General features: G+C 70.4%; 17 protein-coding genes. 3 read left to right on the forward strand and 14 right to left on the reverse strand.

The genetic code is table 11. From position 1 onward, the window contains the following. Positions 1-104: 104 nt before the first annotated feature. Both TMZ1T_RS03360 and TMZ1T_RS03365 read right to left on the reverse strand, forming a co-directional pair. Positions 105-455: a RidA family protein gene (locus TMZ1T_RS03360; RefSeq protein WP_012584587.1), complete on the reverse strand. Its 351-nt coding sequence runs from the start codon at positions 453-455 to the stop codon at positions 105-107. A 79-nt stretch (positions 456-534) separates the two neighbouring features. Then, on the reverse strand, positions 535-948 hold the full coding sequence (locus TMZ1T_RS03365; protein WP_012584588.1) for a YqaA family protein: 414 nt from the start codon (positions 946-948) through the stop codon (positions 535-537). 126 nt (positions 949-1,074) lie between these two features. On the opposite strand from TMZ1T_RS03365, the gene TMZ1T_RS03370 reads away from it, so the two are divergent. Beyond that, positions 1,075-1,578, forward strand: a complete 504-nt coding sequence (locus TMZ1T_RS03370) for a PsiF family protein (RefSeq protein WP_012584589.1) — start codon at positions 1,075-1,077, stop codon at positions 1,576-1,578. A gap of 79 nt (positions 1,579-1,657) precedes the next feature. Here TMZ1T_RS03370 and TMZ1T_RS03375 read toward each other — a convergent pair whose 3' ends face one another. The 3 genes from TMZ1T_RS03375 to TMZ1T_RS03385 form a co-directional block, all read right to left on the reverse strand. Continuing rightward, on the reverse strand, positions 1,658-2,530 hold the full coding sequence (locus TMZ1T_RS03375; RefSeq protein ID WP_004327335.1) for an FHA domain-containing protein: 873 nt from the start codon (positions 2,528-2,530) through the stop codon (positions 1,658-1,660). A 125-nt stretch (positions 2,531-2,655) separates the two neighbouring features. Beyond that, positions 2,656-3,609, reverse strand: coding sequence for a tRNA 2-thiocytidine(32) synthetase TtcA (ttcA, locus tag TMZ1T_RS03380; protein WP_004327333.1), 954 nt, complete (start codon positions 3,607-3,609; stop codon positions 2,656-2,658). Between the two features lie 66 nt (positions 3,610-3,675). After that, a complete protein-coding gene (locus TMZ1T_RS03385; protein WP_012584590.1) occupies positions 3,676-4,443 on the reverse strand; it encodes a pteridine reductase in 768 nt (255 codons plus the stop codon). A gap of 91 nt (positions 4,444-4,534) precedes the next feature. Between TMZ1T_RS03385 and TMZ1T_RS03390 the strand changes: the two genes are divergently transcribed. After that, a complete protein-coding gene (locus tag TMZ1T_RS03390) occupies positions 4,535-5,710 on the forward strand; it encodes a class I SAM-dependent methyltransferase (protein WP_012584591.1) in 1,176 nt (391 codons plus the stop codon). Between the two features lie 16 nt (positions 5,711-5,726). Here the strand turns inward: TMZ1T_RS03390 and TMZ1T_RS03395 are convergent, their stop codons facing one another. From TMZ1T_RS03395 to TMZ1T_RS03415, 5 genes are read right to left on the reverse strand one after another with little or no spacing between them, the layout of a single operon-like run. After that, positions 5,727-6,530 (reverse strand): alpha/beta hydrolase, encoded by an 804-nt coding sequence (locus TMZ1T_RS03395; RefSeq protein WP_004306727.1) that lies wholly within the window; start codon positions 6,528-6,530, stop codon positions 5,727-5,729. After that, positions 6,527-7,753: a multifunctional CCA addition/repair protein gene (locus TMZ1T_RS03400; protein WP_004306731.1), complete on the reverse strand. Its 1,227-nt coding sequence runs from the start codon at positions 7,751-7,753 to the stop codon at positions 6,527-6,529. The genes TMZ1T_RS03395 and TMZ1T_RS03400 overlap by 4 nt, the downstream gene beginning before the upstream one ends. After that, a complete protein-coding gene (locus tag TMZ1T_RS03405; protein ID WP_004306733.1) occupies positions 7,753-8,397 on the reverse strand; it encodes a glutathione S-transferase family protein in 645 nt (214 codons plus the stop codon). Before TMZ1T_RS03405 ends, TMZ1T_RS03400 begins: the two co-directional genes overlap by 1 nt. A gap of 25 nt (positions 8,398-8,422) precedes the next feature. Next, the gene (locus TMZ1T_RS03410) at positions 8,423-9,379 is read right to left on the reverse strand and encodes a complex I NDUFA9 subunit family protein (protein WP_004306736.1); all 957 of its coding nucleotides are present in this window, start codon (positions 9,377-9,379) and stop codon (positions 8,423-8,425) included. Positions 9,380-9,435: 56 nt separating this feature from the next. Beyond that, the gene (locus TMZ1T_RS03415) at positions 9,436-11,379 is read right to left on the reverse strand and encodes a lytic transglycosylase domain-containing protein (RefSeq protein ID WP_012584592.1); all 1,944 of its coding nucleotides are present in this window, start codon (positions 11,377-11,379) and stop codon (positions 9,436-9,438) included. A 45-nt stretch (positions 11,380-11,424) separates the two neighbouring features. Here TMZ1T_RS03415 and TMZ1T_RS03420 point away from each other — a divergent pair, with 45 nt between their 5' ends. After that, a complete protein-coding gene (locus TMZ1T_RS03420) occupies positions 11,425-12,015 on the forward strand; it encodes a 5-formyltetrahydrofolate cyclo-ligase (protein ID WP_012584593.1) in 591 nt (196 codons plus the stop codon). Positions 12,016-12,052: 37 nt separating this feature from the next. Here the strand turns inward: TMZ1T_RS03420 and ilvA are convergent, their stop codons facing one another. The 4 genes from ilvA to hpf form a co-directional block, all read right to left on the reverse strand. After that, a complete protein-coding gene (gene ilvA, locus TMZ1T_RS03425) occupies positions 12,053-13,576 on the reverse strand; it encodes a threonine ammonia-lyase, biosynthetic (protein ID WP_004306745.1) in 1,524 nt (507 codons plus the stop codon). A 72-nt stretch (positions 13,577-13,648) separates the two neighbouring features. Then, positions 13,649-14,596, reverse strand: coding sequence for an HPr(Ser) kinase/phosphatase (gene hprK, locus TMZ1T_RS03430; protein WP_004306747.1), 948 nt, complete (start codon positions 14,594-14,596; stop codon positions 13,649-13,651). Next, positions 14,565-15,050 carry a PTS IIA-like nitrogen regulatory protein PtsN gene (ptsN, locus tag TMZ1T_RS03435; protein ID WP_012584594.1) on the reverse strand — a complete coding sequence of 162 codons (486 nt, stop codon included), beginning with the start codon at positions 15,048-15,050 and terminating at the stop codon, positions 14,565-14,567. The genes hprK and ptsN overlap by 32 nt, the downstream gene beginning before the upstream one ends. A gap of 136 nt (positions 15,051-15,186) precedes the next feature. Further along, positions 15,187-15,510 carry a ribosome hibernation-promoting factor, HPF/YfiA family gene (gene hpf, locus TMZ1T_RS03440; protein WP_004306751.1) on the reverse strand — a complete coding sequence of 108 codons (324 nt, stop codon included), beginning with the start codon at positions 15,508-15,510 and terminating at the stop codon, positions 15,187-15,189. Positions 15,511-15,512 lie beyond the last annotated feature (2 nt).

Here is a 15,512-nt window from a genome sequence, read left to right on the forward strand (position 1 = left end):
GCAGGGAAGCGGTCCATTCTAGCGAACCGCAGTGCACCATGCAGCAAAAATCAAGACCTTAAGGCCAGCAGGGATTCGGCCTCCGTCGCCTGGTGCGGCGAGCTTCAGCGCGCGGCGGTGAGCGCGATCTCGATCCGCCAGCCCGGGTCGGCGAGCCCGGCGACCTGGACGCAGGCGCGTGCCGGGGCGCTGCCGGGCGGAACCCAGGCATCCCACACCGCGTTCATGCCGGCGTAGTCGGCCATGTCGACGAGGTAGATGGTGGCCATCAGGATGCGCGCGGGGTCGCTGCCGAGCTTGGCGAGCTGGCGGCCGACGGACTCCAGCACCTCGCGTGTCTGGGCTTCGATCGATCCGGCGCTGCTCGCGGGGACCTCGACCAGATGCAGGACGCCGGCGTGGATGACGGCGTCGGCATAGCGGGCGGTGACGCCGTGGCGTTCGATGGCGGACATGGGGGGGCTCCGTTGCGAGGGCAGGGGGCGAGTATAGGCGAGGGCGGCGGCGCGGCGCGGGTCGGCGTGCGCGGCGGGCTCAGGCGCCGGCGGACGGCAATGCCCAGGCGATCGCCGCGTAGCGCAGGCCCTTGCCGAGCGCCATCCACGCCAGGCAGGCGAAGGCGTTCAGGCGCAGCGCACCCGCGGCAGCGCACAGCGCGTCGCCGATCAGCGGCACCCAGGACAGCAGCAGGGCGAGGCTGCCCCAGCGCAGCAGCGTGCGTGCATGCGCGCCGGATTCCTTGCGGGGCAGCAGGCGGCCGAGCGCGTAGGTGCTCATGCCGCCCGCGGTGTTGGCCGCGGTGGCGACGAGCAGCGCTGCCGGCGTCAGTTCCGGGCGCAGCGCCAGCAGCGCGGCGAATACCGCTTCGGAGCCGCCCGGCAGCAGGGTCGCGGCCAGGAAGGCGGACGCGGCGAGGCCCGCGAGGAGCGTGGAGTCCTCGTTCAGCATCGGTGCGGGCGCCGGCGGGGAGCCGCATGCGTCTCGGTGGCAATGCGATGCGCATTGACGCCGATGTATGTCATATGCAAAATCGTGTTACGCATTTTGCGTAGAACCGGACGAGGAGACAAGATCATGAAGCGAATTCTCGGCGCCACCGGCGTCGTTCTCGTGCTCGCGGCGCTGACCCCCGCGCAGGCATGGGCCAATCCCCAGCACGAACGCATGAAGCGTTGCAATGCCGAAGCGAAGACGCAGGCGCTCGGGGGCGATGCGCGCAAGGCCTTCATGAGCACCTGCCTGAGCGGCAAGCACGAGGCTGCCGCTGCGAGTGCTCCGGGTGCCGCGCCTGCTCTCGCCTCCGGCAGCGCGGCCGGCGTCCCGGCTGCAGCGCCCGTTGCGGCACCGGCTATGGTGCCGGCAGCGGCCCCGGCCGTCGCACCGGCGGCCGCGGCGACGGCCGCGAGCGCGGCCGGTGCAGCCGCACCTGCGCTTGCGGTCGCGCCGACAGCGGGCTCCGCACAGAAGGTCTCGAGCGAGGACATGGCAAGGCAGAAGGCCTGCAATCGTGCGGCTACCGAGCAGTCGCTGCGCGGGGCCAAGCGCAAGGCCTTCATCGGCGAATGCATGAGCGGCTGATCCGGTCGTTTCCATGCGGGCGTGCCGCGCGGGCGGGCGCCTGTGTCCCCCGCGCACGCCCTTCTCCCGCGCGCGGGGCTCAGACGATGTCGAAGAACACCAGGTCGCGCTCGAGCTCGGTCGTCGAGAAGCCGCAGCCGAGCCGGCCGGGACCGTCGAGCAGCATCTGCTCCTGTCTCACGAAGCACTCCGGCTTGCCCTCGATGGCGACGAAGCTGCCGTTGGTGCTCTGATCGAACAGCACGAAGCCCTCGGGGCGGCGCTCGATGCGCGCATGCTGACGCGAGGCGCGCGGATCCATGATCGTGACGTCGTTGGCCAGCTCGCGGCCGAGCAGCAGCACCGGGCGCAACTCCTCCACGAACAGGACTTCCTGCTGGTGGCGCAGGCGCAGCCGGCTCGACAGCCGCGCTGCGCCGGGAACCGAGGTGACCAGACCGCTGCGCTGTCCGATCGCATGCACCGGGATGCCGACCCGCGTCCACACCGGACCGCTCAGCGGCTGCGAGCCGACCTGTTGCCGTGCGGCACCGCCGAGGACCATCACCGCGGTGCCGGAGATCAGCGCCTGCCCGCTCTCGGCCAGATGGGCGAGCTGGCGGGCCACCGCTGGACCCTCTCCGGCGGGCTCCTCGCCATCGTTGTCCAGGACCCCATAGTGCACGCCGATGCGTACCGTCTGCTTGCTGCCGAGCAGGGGTGGAAGGCCGTGTATGCGGTCGAGCGCCTCGCTCGCCGCGTGCACCGCCGCGTCGCTGCGTTCGAATCCGGCGATGGTCTGCTCCGCGCCGCCGAGCAGGACCTGGCCGCCCTGCATCACGATCGCACGCTCGATCCGCCGCGCGTGACGCTCGGCGGCATGGCGCGCCTCGTCCGCACCGAGGCGTTCGGCGAGCACCGCATCCACCGGATGGAGCGCGACCAGCACGCAGAGGTTCTTTCGCTCGGGCATCGCAGGGTTTTCCGTGTCAGATCTGGCGGCTGGCGTGGCCGGCCCGGAACAGGATCATGGGGATGTCGCACCGGATCCGCAAGGCGCCGGCGTCGGCATCCGAATCAGGCGCGGTCGCGCCTCCCTCAGGCGCATTCGCGTTCTTCCTGGTCGCCCGCGCGGAACAGCTTCACGCTGGCGCCGAGCGTACGGTCGGGCAGCTCGGGCGGATCGAAGGCGGTGTCGCCTTCTTCGACCACGGTGTGCTGCGTGAGGCCGACGAAGTCGAACAGGCGCGCGTCGGACAGGTGCGAGGGCACCACGTTCTTCAGCGAAGTGGCGAGCGATTCGATGCGGCCCGGGTAGTCGCGCGCCCAGCCCTGCAGCATGTTCTTGATCAGCTTGCGCTGGGCGTTTTCCTGCGAGCCGCACAGATTGCACGGGATGATGGGGAAGTCCATCGTGCGCGCGAAGCGTGCGATGTCGGCCTCGGTGCAGTAGGCGAGCGGGCGGATCACCACGTGCTTGCCGTCGTCGCTGACCAGCTTGGGCGGCATGGCCTTGATCTTGCCGCCGAAGAACATGTTGAGGAACAGGGTCTCGAGCATGTCGTCGCGGTGGTGGCCGAGCGCGATGCGGGTGGCGCCGATCTCCGTGGCGGTGCGGTAGATGATGCCGCGGCGCAGACGCGAACACAGCGAGCAGGTGGTCTTGCCCTCGGGAATCTTGTCCTTGACGATCGAGTAGGTGTCCTCGGTGACGATGCGATACTCGACACCGATCGACTCGAAGTAGGCCGGCAGCACGTGGTCGGGGAAGCCGGGCTGCTTCTGATCGAGGTTCATCGCCACGATGCGGAAGTCGACCGGGGCGCGTTCGCGCAGCGCGAGCAGGCAGGACAGCAGGGTGTAGGAGTCCTTGCCGCCGGAGACGCACACCATCACGGTGTCGCCGTCGCCGATCATGTTGTAGTCGCCGATGGCCTCGCCGACGCCACGCTCGAGCTTCTTCTTCAGGCGCAGGAAGGTGTTGGAGAAGCGGGCGTCTCCGCCGGCCTCGGTGGTGGGGAGGGCGGCGGCGGGGGCGGAGGCTGCGGTCACGGTCGATGCTCGTCGGGAAAATCAGGTACGAATTATCCCAGAAACCGGCGCGGAAACGACCCTTGGCTACAGATGCGCGCTGCGCCCGCCATCGACTGCGAGGATCTGGCCGGTGATGTAGGGTGCGTCGAACATCAGGAAGGCGACCGTGCGCGCGATGTCGTCCGGGCTGCCGACGCGGCCGAGCAAGGTGTGGGCGACGATGCGCTCGCGCTCGGCGGGCGGGAACTGGTCGTCCTCCGGCCATTCGATCGGGCCGGGCGAGACGCCGTTGACCCGCACCGCGGGGGCGAGCTCGATCGCGAACGAACGCGTCAGCGCCGCCAGTCCCGCCTTCGCCGCGCAATACACCGGGTAGCCGGCGAGCGGGCGCTGGGCGTGGATGTCGACAATATTGACGATCGCGCCGCGCGCCTCGCGCAGGGCGGGCGCGAGCGCCTGGGTGAGGAAGAGCGGGCCCATCAGGTTGGAGCCCATGAGCTCGTCCCAGGCCGCGCGGTCCACGCTGCCGAGCGGAGTGGGGAAGAAGCTGGAGGCGTTGTTCACCAGGCCGTCGAGGCGATTGCCGCGCGCCAGCACCGCTGCGGCGATCTCCGCGGCGGCGCCGAAGCGCGCGAGGTCGCCGCCCACGGTAAAGGCGGAATCGGCGCGCAGGGCGCACAGTTCGGCAGCGAGCGCTTCGGCCTCGCCCGCGCTGTGGCGGTAGTGCAGGGCGAGGCGGGCGCCTCCGGCGTGCAGCCGGCGTGCGATCGCCGCGCCGACGCGGCGCGCGGCGCCGGTGACCAGGATCAGCGGTGCCGCGGTGGATTCGGGTTCGGGAGGAGACGTGCGCATCGGATTCACCGTGAGGCCCGGAGCTGACCGGGCGGCTGGGCGGGCGTGCCGCTACAATCGCGGCCTCGCCCTCCTGTCCTGCAGAACGATCATGTCTTCATTGCCCCAGCCTTCCGCCGATGCGCTCGCCCAGAGCGCTCGCCTGCTCGAACACATCGAGGCCGAGCTGGCCGCGGCCGCTGGCTGGATCCCGTTCGCGCGCTACATGGAGCTCGCACTCTACGCGCCGGGGCTGGGGTATTACAGCGGTGGCGCGCGAAAGTTCGGCCCCGGCGGCGATTTCATCACCGCGCCCGAGCTTACCCCGCTTTTCGGCCAGGCGCTCGCCGCCCAGGTCGAGCAGGTGATGCGCGCGAGCACGCCCGCGCTGATCGAGGTCGGCGCCGGTACCGGCCTGCTCGCCGCCGACCTGCTGCTCGAGCTCGAACGCCGCGGCTGCCTGCCCGAGCGCTACGGCATCCTCGAGCTCTCGGGCGAATTGCGCGAACGCCAGTTCGACACCCTGGCCGCCAAGGTTCCTCACCTGGCAGCGCGCGTGCATTGGCTGGACGCGCTGCCTGAGCGCTTCTCCGGTGCAGTGGTGGCCAACGAGGTGCTCGACGTGATGCCGGTGCATCTGCTGGTGTCGCGCGCCGAGGGGCTCTTCGAGCGCGGCGTCGCCATCGCCACCGATGCCGCGGGGATACGCCGGCTGTGCTGGGCGGACGTGCCGGCGGCGGGCGCGGTGGCGGAAGGAGCGCGGGCGCTCGCCCTGCCGGTGCCGCAGAGCGGGGAATACGTCACCGAGCTGAACCTCGCCGGCAAGGCCTGGGTGGCGGCCTGGGCCGAGCGCCTGCACGCGGGCGCCCTGCTGCTGATCGACTACGGCTATCCGCGCGCCGAGTACTACCTGCCCTCGCGTTCGGGCGGCACCCTGCTGTGCTACTACCGCCACCATGCCCACGGCGACCCTTTCCTGTGGCCGGGGCTCAACGACATCACCGCCTTCGTGGACTTCACCGCGGTGGCCGAGGCCGGCTTCGAGGCCGGGCTGGACGTGCAGGGCTACACCACGCAGGCGCAGTTCCTCTTCAACTGCGGCGTGCTGGAATGCCTGGAGCGGCGCGGCGCCCGCGAGAGCGCGGACTACATCCGCGCCGCGCGCGCGGTGCAGCGCCTGACCGCGCCGCAGGAGATGGGGGAGCTCTTCAAGGTGATCGCGCTGTCGCGCGCGATCGACGGACCGCTGCTCGGCTTCGCGCGCGGCGATCGTACGCACGCGCTCTGAGGCGGCCCGGCGTCGGCTACAGCGCGCGCTCGGCCAGCCAGTCGGCGATCCGCATCGCGGCGATCTCCCAGTCGTGCTCGAGCATCATGCCGTGGCCCATGCCGGGGAGGATCTCGGCCTGGCGACCGTAGGTCATGGCGGTCATGTGCACCTGGTCGGGCGGGATCAGGGCGTCGTGCTCGGCGCCGAGGATCTGCATCGGCACGCGGTGCATGCGTGCCGGCTGCGGCAGGTTGAACAGCGACATGTCCCAGATCGCGCGGTGCGACTCGGGCTGGCTCAGGCGGTAGTAGCGTTGCAGGTCGTCGGCCGCCACCGGCTGATGGAAGAGCGCCTCGCGCAGGCTGTCGATGTCCACGTCGTTGCCCGACATGATGCGGTTGAGGTCGGAGAGCAGGTGCGGGCGCTTGAAGATCAGGCCGAAGGCCGAGCCCATCAGGCCTTGCGGCGGGACGGCGGACATCAGCACCGCGGCGGGCGCGTCGTGTTGCTCGAGATACTTCTGCACCACCATCCCGCCCATCGAGTGGCCGACCAGCACCGGCGGCGCAGGCAGGCGGGCGGCGACTTCGGCGACGTCGCGCACGTAGTCGTCGATCGAGTAGGAGTCGAGGTGCTCGCGCTGGCGGCTGCGGCCATGGCCGGAGAGCGAGACGGCATAGGCCTGCCAGCCGCGGCGGGCGAACCAGGGCAGGAAGTGCTCGTCCCAGCACCATGCCGAAACGTAGGCGCCGTGGATGAAGAGCAGGGGGTGTTCATGGGTGGCGCGCTCGGGTGCGTGACACAGCACCTCGAGTTCGCCGAAGCGGGTTGCGTTCATGCGGGGTCCTTGTCCAGGGCCTTCACGGCCGCCACGCGGGCGGTGTGCAAGGCCTGAGGAATCAGCGATTTGTCGCTGCACTCGGTTGCGATTCTACCGGCATCGACGGCGCGCACGGCCTGCAGCGCGGCCTGCCAGCGTGACAAGGGTCTCCATTCCGACGCGTTTTCCGCGCCGCTGCCGCGGCCGGCGTGGTCGCAGGCGGCCGCCTGCAGCATCAGGAGGAAGCGCTGCGGACGGCGCAGGCCGTCGCAGCGTTCGATCAGCTTGACCATGGTTTCGGCGCGCAGCTCGTGCGCGCGCGCCAGGATGCCGTGCTCGCGCGCCACCATCTCGGCGAGGTCGCGGCAGTCGGCGGGGGCCTTCAGGCGTTCCGACACCTCGCGCGCGCGGCGCGCGCTCGCGGCCTCGTGGCCGTAATGGTGCGGCAGCAGGTGGGCGGGCGTGTCGCCCTTGCCGAGGTCGTGCAGCAGGCAGGCCCAGCGCACCGCGAGCGGCTCGTCCGCGGCGGCGGCGTGGTCGAGCACCATCAGCACGTGCTCGCCGGTGTCGATCTCGGGGTGGTACTTCTCCGGCTGCGGGATCCCGAACAGGCGGTCGAGCTCGGGCAGCAGGCGTGCGAGTGCGCCGCAGGCACGCAGCACGCGGATCATGCGCGAGGGGCGCGCCTCCATGAGCCCGCGCGCGAGTTCCTGCCAGACGCGCTCGGCGACCAGATGGTCGACCTCGCCGGCCACGACCATCGCGCGCATCAGTTCCAGGGTCTCGGGTGCCAGCTCGAAGTCGGTGAAGCGCGCGGAGAAGCGCGCCACGCGCAGGATGCGCAGCGGATCCTCGGCGAAGGCGGGCGACACATGGCGGAAGACGCGCGCGGCGAGGTCGCGCCGGCCACCGCAGGGGTCGATCAGGCGGCCGTCCTCGGCGCGCGCGATCGCGTTGATGGTGAGGTCGCGGCGCAGCAGGTCCTCTTCGAGCGTGACCTCGGGCGAGGCGTGGCAGACGAAGCCGGTGTAGCCGTGGCCCGACTTGCGCTCGGTGCGCGCGAGCGCATATTCCTCGTTGGTGTGCGGATGCAGGAAGACCGGAAAATCGCGGCCGACCGGGCGGAAGCCGCGCGCGAGCATCTCCTCGGGCGTGCTGCCGACCACCACCCAGTCGCGATCCTTCACCGGCAGGCCGAGCAGGGCGTCGCGCACCGCTCCGCCCACGACATAGGCCTGCATCAGCCGTAGAGGTCCTCTTCCGGGATCGACTCGGTCTCGGCGCGTGCCGCCGTCGCCCACTCCTGCATGTGCGGGTTGGCGAGCAGGGTGGCGAGGTACTCGCCGGCCGCGCCCGCGGGCTTCACCGCGTAGGTCTGGAAGCGGAAGGCCACCGGCGCGAAGGCCGCGTCGGCGAGGCTGAAGCGGCCGAAGAGGTAGGGGCCCACGGCGCCGAAGCGCGCGCGGCAGTCGTTCCAGATCGCCACGATGCGCGCGATGTCGGCATCGACCTCGGGACTGTGGCCGAAACCGGTGTAGTCCTTGCGCACGTTCATCGGCATGCGGCTGCGCAGGTTCTGGAAGCCGGAGTGCATCTCGGCGGTGACCGAGCGCGCCAGCGCGCGTGCGACCGGGTCGGCGGGCAGCAGACCGGGGCGCTTCTCGGCGAGGTATTCGCCGATCGCGAGCGAGTCCCACACCACCACGCCGTGGTCGTTCAGGCAGGGTACCTTGCCCGAGGGCGAGTGCGACAGGATGCGCTCGCGGCTGCCGGGGATGAACAGGGAGATGTGGATCTCCTCGAAGGTGAAGCCGCCCTCGCGCGCAGCCAGCCAGGCGCGCAGGGACCAGGAGGAATAGTTCTTGTTGCCGATGATCAGCTTCATCGCGGACTCCGTAGAGAGTTGCTCTTCAGCGCCGCGCGTGGCGGCGGAAGGGGTAGTAACGGGCTCGCGGCGCCGCCTGGCCGAGCCAGGCCGGGGCCACGGTCTCGAGCGCGGTAGGCACCATGCCGAAGGGTTGCGGGGTGCCGCTGGCGACGTTGTCGACCTTCATCGAGCGCACGTTGTCGCGGCTCATCAGGGGCTGGGGGGCGAGCTCCATGAGGCGCGCCTGCCACATCGCCAGCTTCTCGGACAGCGGATAGATCGGGCGCGGCTTGCCCACGAGCGCGGAGACGTACTCGACGAGCTGGCGCAGCGTGTAGACGGTCGGTCCGGCGAGCTGGAAGGTCTGCCCGCCTGCATCGTCGCGCGTCAGGCTCTGCCACACCGCCTCGGCGACGTCCTCGACATAGACCGGCTGGAAGCGCGCGGTGGCGCCGGCGAGCGGCAGCACCGGGAACATGCGCGCGAGGTCGGCGAAGAGGTTGAGGAAGCTGTCGCCGCGGCCGAACACCACCGAAGGCTGCAGGATGGTCCACGCGATCTCGGGCGAGCCGGTGCGGATCGCGGTCTCGCCGGCGGCCTTCGAGCGCTGGTATTCCGACGGGCCGTCGGAATAGGCGCCGAGGGCGCTGATGTGCACGAGGCGGGGCACGCCCGCCGTGCGACAGGCGGCGACGATCTTCTGCGGCAGCTCGACGTGGGCGCGCGCGAAGTCGGGGCCGAAGGGCCTGCCCGGGCGCGAATGCAGGACGCCGACGGTGTTCACCACGGCGTCGGCGCCCTCGAACAGGCGCGCAAGCAGGGCGACGTCATGCACGTTGCCCTCCACCACCTCGACGTTGGGTAGCAGCAGAACATGGCCGGCGCGGCTGCGGCGGCGGGTGGGAATGAGGACCTTGACGCCTTCCTTGCAGAGACGATTGGCGATGGCGCTGCCGATAAAGCCGGAGCCGCCGACGATGACGACGCGTTTCGGGTTCATGTTTCGACTGGACCGTGCTGTTGCTGTGGATGGAATGGGTTGGCGCACGCGGAAGCTTACTCGCTGGCAGCCCCGGGTGCGATCGTGCCGAGTCGTGCCTTGAGCGATTGCGGCCGTTTTTCGAGCATCGCCGCGTAGATCACCGCGTTGGCGAGCACCTTCTTGACGTAGTCGCGGGTCTCGTCGAACGGGATCGTCTCGGTATAGATCGCGCCCTCGAGCGGCGCCGCGTCGCGCCAGCGCCGCGCCCGCCCGGGGCCGGCGTTGTAGCCGGCGCTGGCGAGCACGGGGTGGGCGTCGAGCCCCTCCATGATCAGGCGCATGTAGCTGGTGCCGAGCAGCACGTTGGTCTCGGGGTCGGTGAGCAGGCGCTGGTTGTAGCCGGCGAGGCCGATCCGATCCGCCACCCACTTGCCGGTGGCGGGCATCACCTGCATGAGGCCCTGGGCGCCGACGCTGGAGCGTGCCGGAACCACGAAGCGGCTCTCCTGGCGCATGAGGCCGTACACCCAGCCGAGGTCGAGCCCCTGCGCGCGCACCTGCGGCTCGATGAGGTCGCGATAGGGGGTCAGGAAGCGCAGCTCGAAGTTGCTGCGCGGGTTGGCCAGCTCGGCGGTATTGATCGCGCGGTCGTAGAGCTCGTTGCGCAGCGCAAGGTGGGCGGCGGCGAGGCGGAACTGCTCGTCGCGTTCGCGCACGCCCCAGACCCATTCGCGCAGCGCCTCGGTGCGCAGCTCCAGGCGGTAGAGCGCGAGTGCGCGCTGCAGGCCGGGGTCGCGCTCGGCCTCCTCGAGCTTGGCGCGCGGTAGCGGCGCGGTGGCGGGGGGCGGCGGGAAGGCCTCGCCGAGCTCCTCGCGCGCGAGCATGCCGTAGAAGTGCGGCTCGCCGGCGATACGCACGTAGAGCGACTCGGCGGCGTCGCGGCGCCCGGCCGCGGCGTGTGCGCGGCCCAGCCAGTAGATCCAGTCGGCAGCTTCGCGTTCGTCGGCGGGCATGGCTTCGATCGCCTCGCGCACCGCGTGCCAGTCGCCGATGCGCAGCGCCGCACGCACCCGCCACGCACGTTGCTGGGCGGTGGTCTCGATGTCGCCGGCGGCGGCGTAGAGCGCGCTCGCCTCGGGCAGGCGGTCGAGCGCGGCGTGCATGCCGAGCGCCAGATGGGCGTAGTTGCGCTCGGCCGCGCCGAGGCGGTCCTGGATGCGCAGCAGGCGCAGGCGCGCGGCGGAGACGTCCTCGCGCGCCAGGCGCACCAGTGCGGCGAGCGCGAGCTCGCGGCCGGCGCGGCTCACGGCGAAGTTGGGCTGCAGCCGATCCAGCCAGGGTGCGGGCGAGCGGATCGCCTGCGCCAGGTCGGCGTGGGCCGGGGCGTTGCCGGCGGGCAGCAGCGACAGGCTGGCGAGCGCAGCCTCGGGCTTGCGGGTGTCGATCTGTCGGCGGATGCGCCACCACACGCGTTCTTCGTCCACCGCGCCGGAGTCGACCGCCGCGCGCAGCGGCGTGTCGCAGGTCGGATCGGCGTCGGCGAGGGTGTCCCATTCGCGCGCGAGCTCGGCGAAGACGCTGCGCTCGCCGGTCAGCACGCGCGCGCTCCAGGCGTTGCAGCGCAATTCGGCGTCGGGGCTGCGCAGGTCCGCGTACACCGCGAGGAAGCCGTTCCAGTCGCCGTCCCTGGCGAGGCGGCGCAGCCAGTCGGCGCGCAGGCGTTCGGCGAGGTTGGAGCCGGCTTCTTCGGCGAGGAAGGCTTGCAGGGCCGCGACGGGCACGGGTTCTTCGGCACGCGCGAGGCGGTTGATCAGCAGCCAGTAGCGCGGATAGGCGTCGAGGGGGTGGGCCTCGCGCACGGCTGCGAGACGTTCGAGCGTGCTGCGGTCGCCCTTGCGCAGGGCCTCGCGAGCGGCGACGATACGCCCGTCCCCGGACTCGCCGCCGATCTGTGCGAACGCGCCGGCGGGGGCGAGGAACGTCGCGGCCGTGAGCGCCGCAACCAGTGCCTTCTTCATGCCAGGTGATGCCTCCGTTTGACCGCCAACCATACCATATCGAAGATGAGTTTCGCCCCCTTGTCCCATGATCCCGGCGCGCGTCGCCAGCGCATGCGCGAACATGCGCTGGCGTTGCGCGAGCGCCTGCCTGCCGAGCGTCGCGAGCGCCTCGCCGCGGCAATCGGCGAGCATCTCGACGACCTGGTCGGACGCTTGCAGCCACGCCGGCTCGCCTTCTGCTGGCCCTACCGCGCCGAGCCCGACCTGCGCCCGTGGGTGCAGGCCTGGCGTGCGGCCGCGCCCGGGCGGGTGGCGGCCTTGCCGGTGGTGCTCGAGCGCCATGCGCCGATGATGTTCCGCGCGTGGACGCCGGGCGTGCCGATGCCGCTCGACCGCCATGGCATCCCCCACCCGGCGGACGGCGAGGCGGTCGAGCCCGAGCTGGTGCTGATCCCCCTCAATGCCTTCGACGAACGCGGCTACCGCCTCGGCTACGGAGGGGGCTACTTCGACCGCACGCTGGCGGTGCTGCGCACCGTGGCGGTGGGCGTGGGCTTCGAGGTCGGGCGCGTGCCCGACACGCTGCCGCAGGAGTTCGATCGCCCGATGGACTGGCTGGTGACCGAGGCGGGGGTGGCGAAGCCGCGCGCCTGAGCGGCGGCTGCAACCCTGCACGGCCTGCCTGCGGGGCTCAGCTCCCGGACAGGAACATGCGGTAGGCGGGGTTGTCGGTCTCGGCCACGTAGTCGTAGCCGAGCCGCTGCAGGAAGGCGTCGAAGGCGTCCTTGTCGGCCGGCGGCACCTGCATGCCGACCAGCACGCGGCCGAAGTCGGAGCCGTGGTTGCGGTAGTGGAACAGCGAGATGTTCCAGTCCGAGCGCAGGTTGGAGAGGAAATTCATCAGCGCGCCCGGGCGCTCGGGGAAGACGAAGCGGTATACCACCTCGTTTTCCACCTGCGGTGCGCGTCCGCCCACCATGTAGCGCACGTGCGACTTGGCCATCTCGTCGTCGGTGAGGTCGAGCGCAGGCAGCTCGTGGCGCTCGAGCATCTCGACCAGGCGTCCGACCTCGCTGCGGTTGTGCACGGTGACGCCGACGAAGATGTGGGCGCGCTCGGCGTCGGCGTAGCGGTAGTTGAACTCGGTGATGTTGCGGTTGCCGAGCACGCTGATGAACTTGCGGAAGGAGCCCGGCTTCTCGGGGATGGTCACCGCGAGCACGGCCTCGCGCTGCTCGCCGAGCTCGGCGCGCTCGGCGACGAAGCGCAGGCGGTCGAAGTTCATGTTGGCCCCCGAGGCCACCGCCACCAGGCTCTTGTCGCGCAGCTTGTTGCGGCGGGCGTACTCCTTGGCGCCGGCGACGGCGAGCGCGCCGGCGGGCTCGAGGATGGAGCGGGTGTCCTCGAAGACGTCCTTGATCGCGGCGCAGATGGCGTCGTTGTCGACCACGATCATCTCGTCCACATACTGCTGGCACAGGCGGAAGGTCTCGGCACCGACCTCCTTGACGGCGGCGCCGTCGGCGAAGATGCCGACCTGCTCGAGCGCGATGCGCTTGCCCGCGGCGAGCGAGCGCGTCATCGCGTCGGCGTCCACCGCCTCGACGCCGATGATCTTCGTCTCCGGGCGCAGGCGCTTGATGTAGGCCGCCACGCCGGCGATCAGCCCGCCGCCGCCGACACAGCAGAACACCGCGTGGATCGGCTTCGGGTGCGCGCGCAGGATCTCCAGGCCCACCGTGCCCTGGCCTGCGATCACGTCGGGGTCGTCGAAGGGGTGGACGAAGGTGAGTTTCTCGCTCTTCTCGAGCTCGAGCGCGTGCGTGTAGGCGTCGGAATAGGATTCGCCTGCGAGCACGACCTCGCCGCCGCGCGCCTTGACCGCGTCGATCTTGATCTGCGGCGTGGTGCTCGGCATCACGATCACCGCGCGCACGCCCAGCCTGGCCGCCGACAGCGCCACGCCCTGGGCGTGGTTGCCCGCCGAGGCGCAGATCACGCCGCGCTTCAAGGCCTGCGGCGACAGGTTCGCCATCTTGTTGTAGGCGCCGCGGATCTTGAAGCTGAACACCGGCTGCATGTCCTCGCGCTTGAAGTAGATGCGGTTGTGCGTGCGCGCCGACAGGTTGGTGGCGAGGTCGAGCGGTGTCTCGACGGCGACGTCGTACACCTGCGCGTTGAGGATGCGTTCCAGGTAATCGGGAGTGGAGCTCATGGCCGGCCAGTAGGCTGCTGCAAAGCGATCGAGCGTAACAGCCGGCGGCGCCGTGCCGCAAGTGCGGGTGGCTCAGTCGGCGCGGTAGGCCTCTTCGGCGTGCAGCGCGCGCGCCTGGCGGTCGATGAATTCCTGGGTGGAGTCGATGCCGCGCAGCTTGAGGATGGTCGAGCGCACTGCGGCCTCGAGCAGCACCGCGAGGTTGCGTCCCGCGGCCACCGGCAGCACGACGCGGGCGACCTTCACGCCGAGGATGTCCTGCGTCTCCTGCTGCAGCGGCAGCCGGCAGGGGTCGTCGGGACCGGGTTGGCGGCGGTCGAGGTGGCAGATCAGGCGCAGGCGCATCTTCCGCCGGCACGCGGTCTCGCCGAAGATGGTGCGGATGTTGATCAGGCCGAGGCCGCGCACTTCGATGAAATCCTGCAGCATCTCGGGGCAGCGGCCCTCGAGCACCGTGGGCGCGATGCGCGACAGCTCGACCACGTCGTCGGCGACAAGGCCGTGGCCGCGCGAGATCAGCTCGAGGCCGAGCTCGGATTTGCCCGCGCCGGAATCGCCGGTGATCATCACGCCGAGCCCGAGCACGTCCATGAACACGCCGTGCAGCGAGACCTTCTCGGCGAGCTCGCGCGACAGGTAGAGGCGGAGCTGGTCGATCACGCTCGCCGAGGGGTGGCGCGCGGTGAACAGCGCGACGTCGTGCGCCTCGCAGATGCCGTGGAGGATGTTGGGGATCTCGCAGCCGTCGGCGACGATGATCGCGGGGGGGTGCGCCGAGAGGATCTCGTTGAGGTGGTGGGCGACCTTCTCGTTCGCCTGGCGTTGCGCCCACGCGAGCTCTGCGGCGCCGAGCACCTGTAGCCGGGTGGGGTGGATCAGGTTGAGGTGGCCGACGAGGTCGGCCGGCCAGATGCGCTCTTCGGCGACCGACAGACGGGCACCGATCGGTCCGCTGACGTGGACGAGGCTCAGGCTTTCGCGGTGCGCCTCATACAGCCGGGTCAGGCTGGTTTGCCGCATCGGCACCCCAATTCACGAACAGGCGGTGGATCTGTGCGGCATCCGTCGCGCCGTGCAGGGTCTCGCGGAACTCGCGGTCGCTGAACATCTGCGCGAGCTCGGAGAGCAACTGCAGATGGGTTTCGTTGGCCTGTTCGGGCACGAGCAGCACGAACAGCATGTCCACCGGACGGCCGTCGGGAGCATCGAACTGCACCGGGGTGGCCAGGCGCAGAAAAGCGCCGGCGGCGTCCTTGAGCCCCTTGATGCGGCCGTGCGGGATGGCGATGCCCTGACCCAGTCCGGTCGAGCCGAGGCGTTCGCGGGTGAACAGGCTGTCGAACACGGTGCTGCGGGCGATGCCCTGGTTGTTCTCGAACAGCAGGCCGGCCTGTTCAAAGACGCGCTTCTTGCTGCTCGCGTCGAGATCGATCACCACGTTGGAAAGCGGCAGGAGTTGGGATATCAGGCTCATTCGCAGGTGGGCTCGCGCACTCTTCCGTCAGCTGCCGCCAGGGGGGCGGGAATCCGGTCCGGGGCGTGTGCGGCCGCGCTTCGTGAAAACGCGCGCATTATAACCACACCCCGGACGGGGAGCTTCAAGCCGGTCCTCAGGCCTCGGGGACCTGGTGCTTGAGCGACTCGTGGTTATGGTCGGACTGCTTCTGCTTGTACTTCTGAACCTGACGGTCGAGCTTGTCGGTCATCGCGTCGATCGCCGCGTAGAGGTCGGCGTCGTCCGCTTCGACGAAGAGGTCCTTGCCGCGCACGTGCAGCGTCACCTCGGCTTTCTGCTTGAGCTTTTCGACCGACAGGATGACGGTGACGCTGGTGACGTTGTCGAAATGGCGGATGACGCGATCGAGCTTGGAGGTCACGTATTCGCGGATGGCGGGGGTGACTTCGACGTGGCGCCCGGTGATGTTCAGATTCATGG

Origin of the sequence: Thauera aminoaromatica (assembly GCF_000021765.1) — a bacterium.
In the GTDB taxonomy this organism is placed as follows: Bacteria; Pseudomonadota; Gammaproteobacteria; order Burkholderiales; family Rhodocyclaceae; genus Thauera; species Thauera aminoaromatica.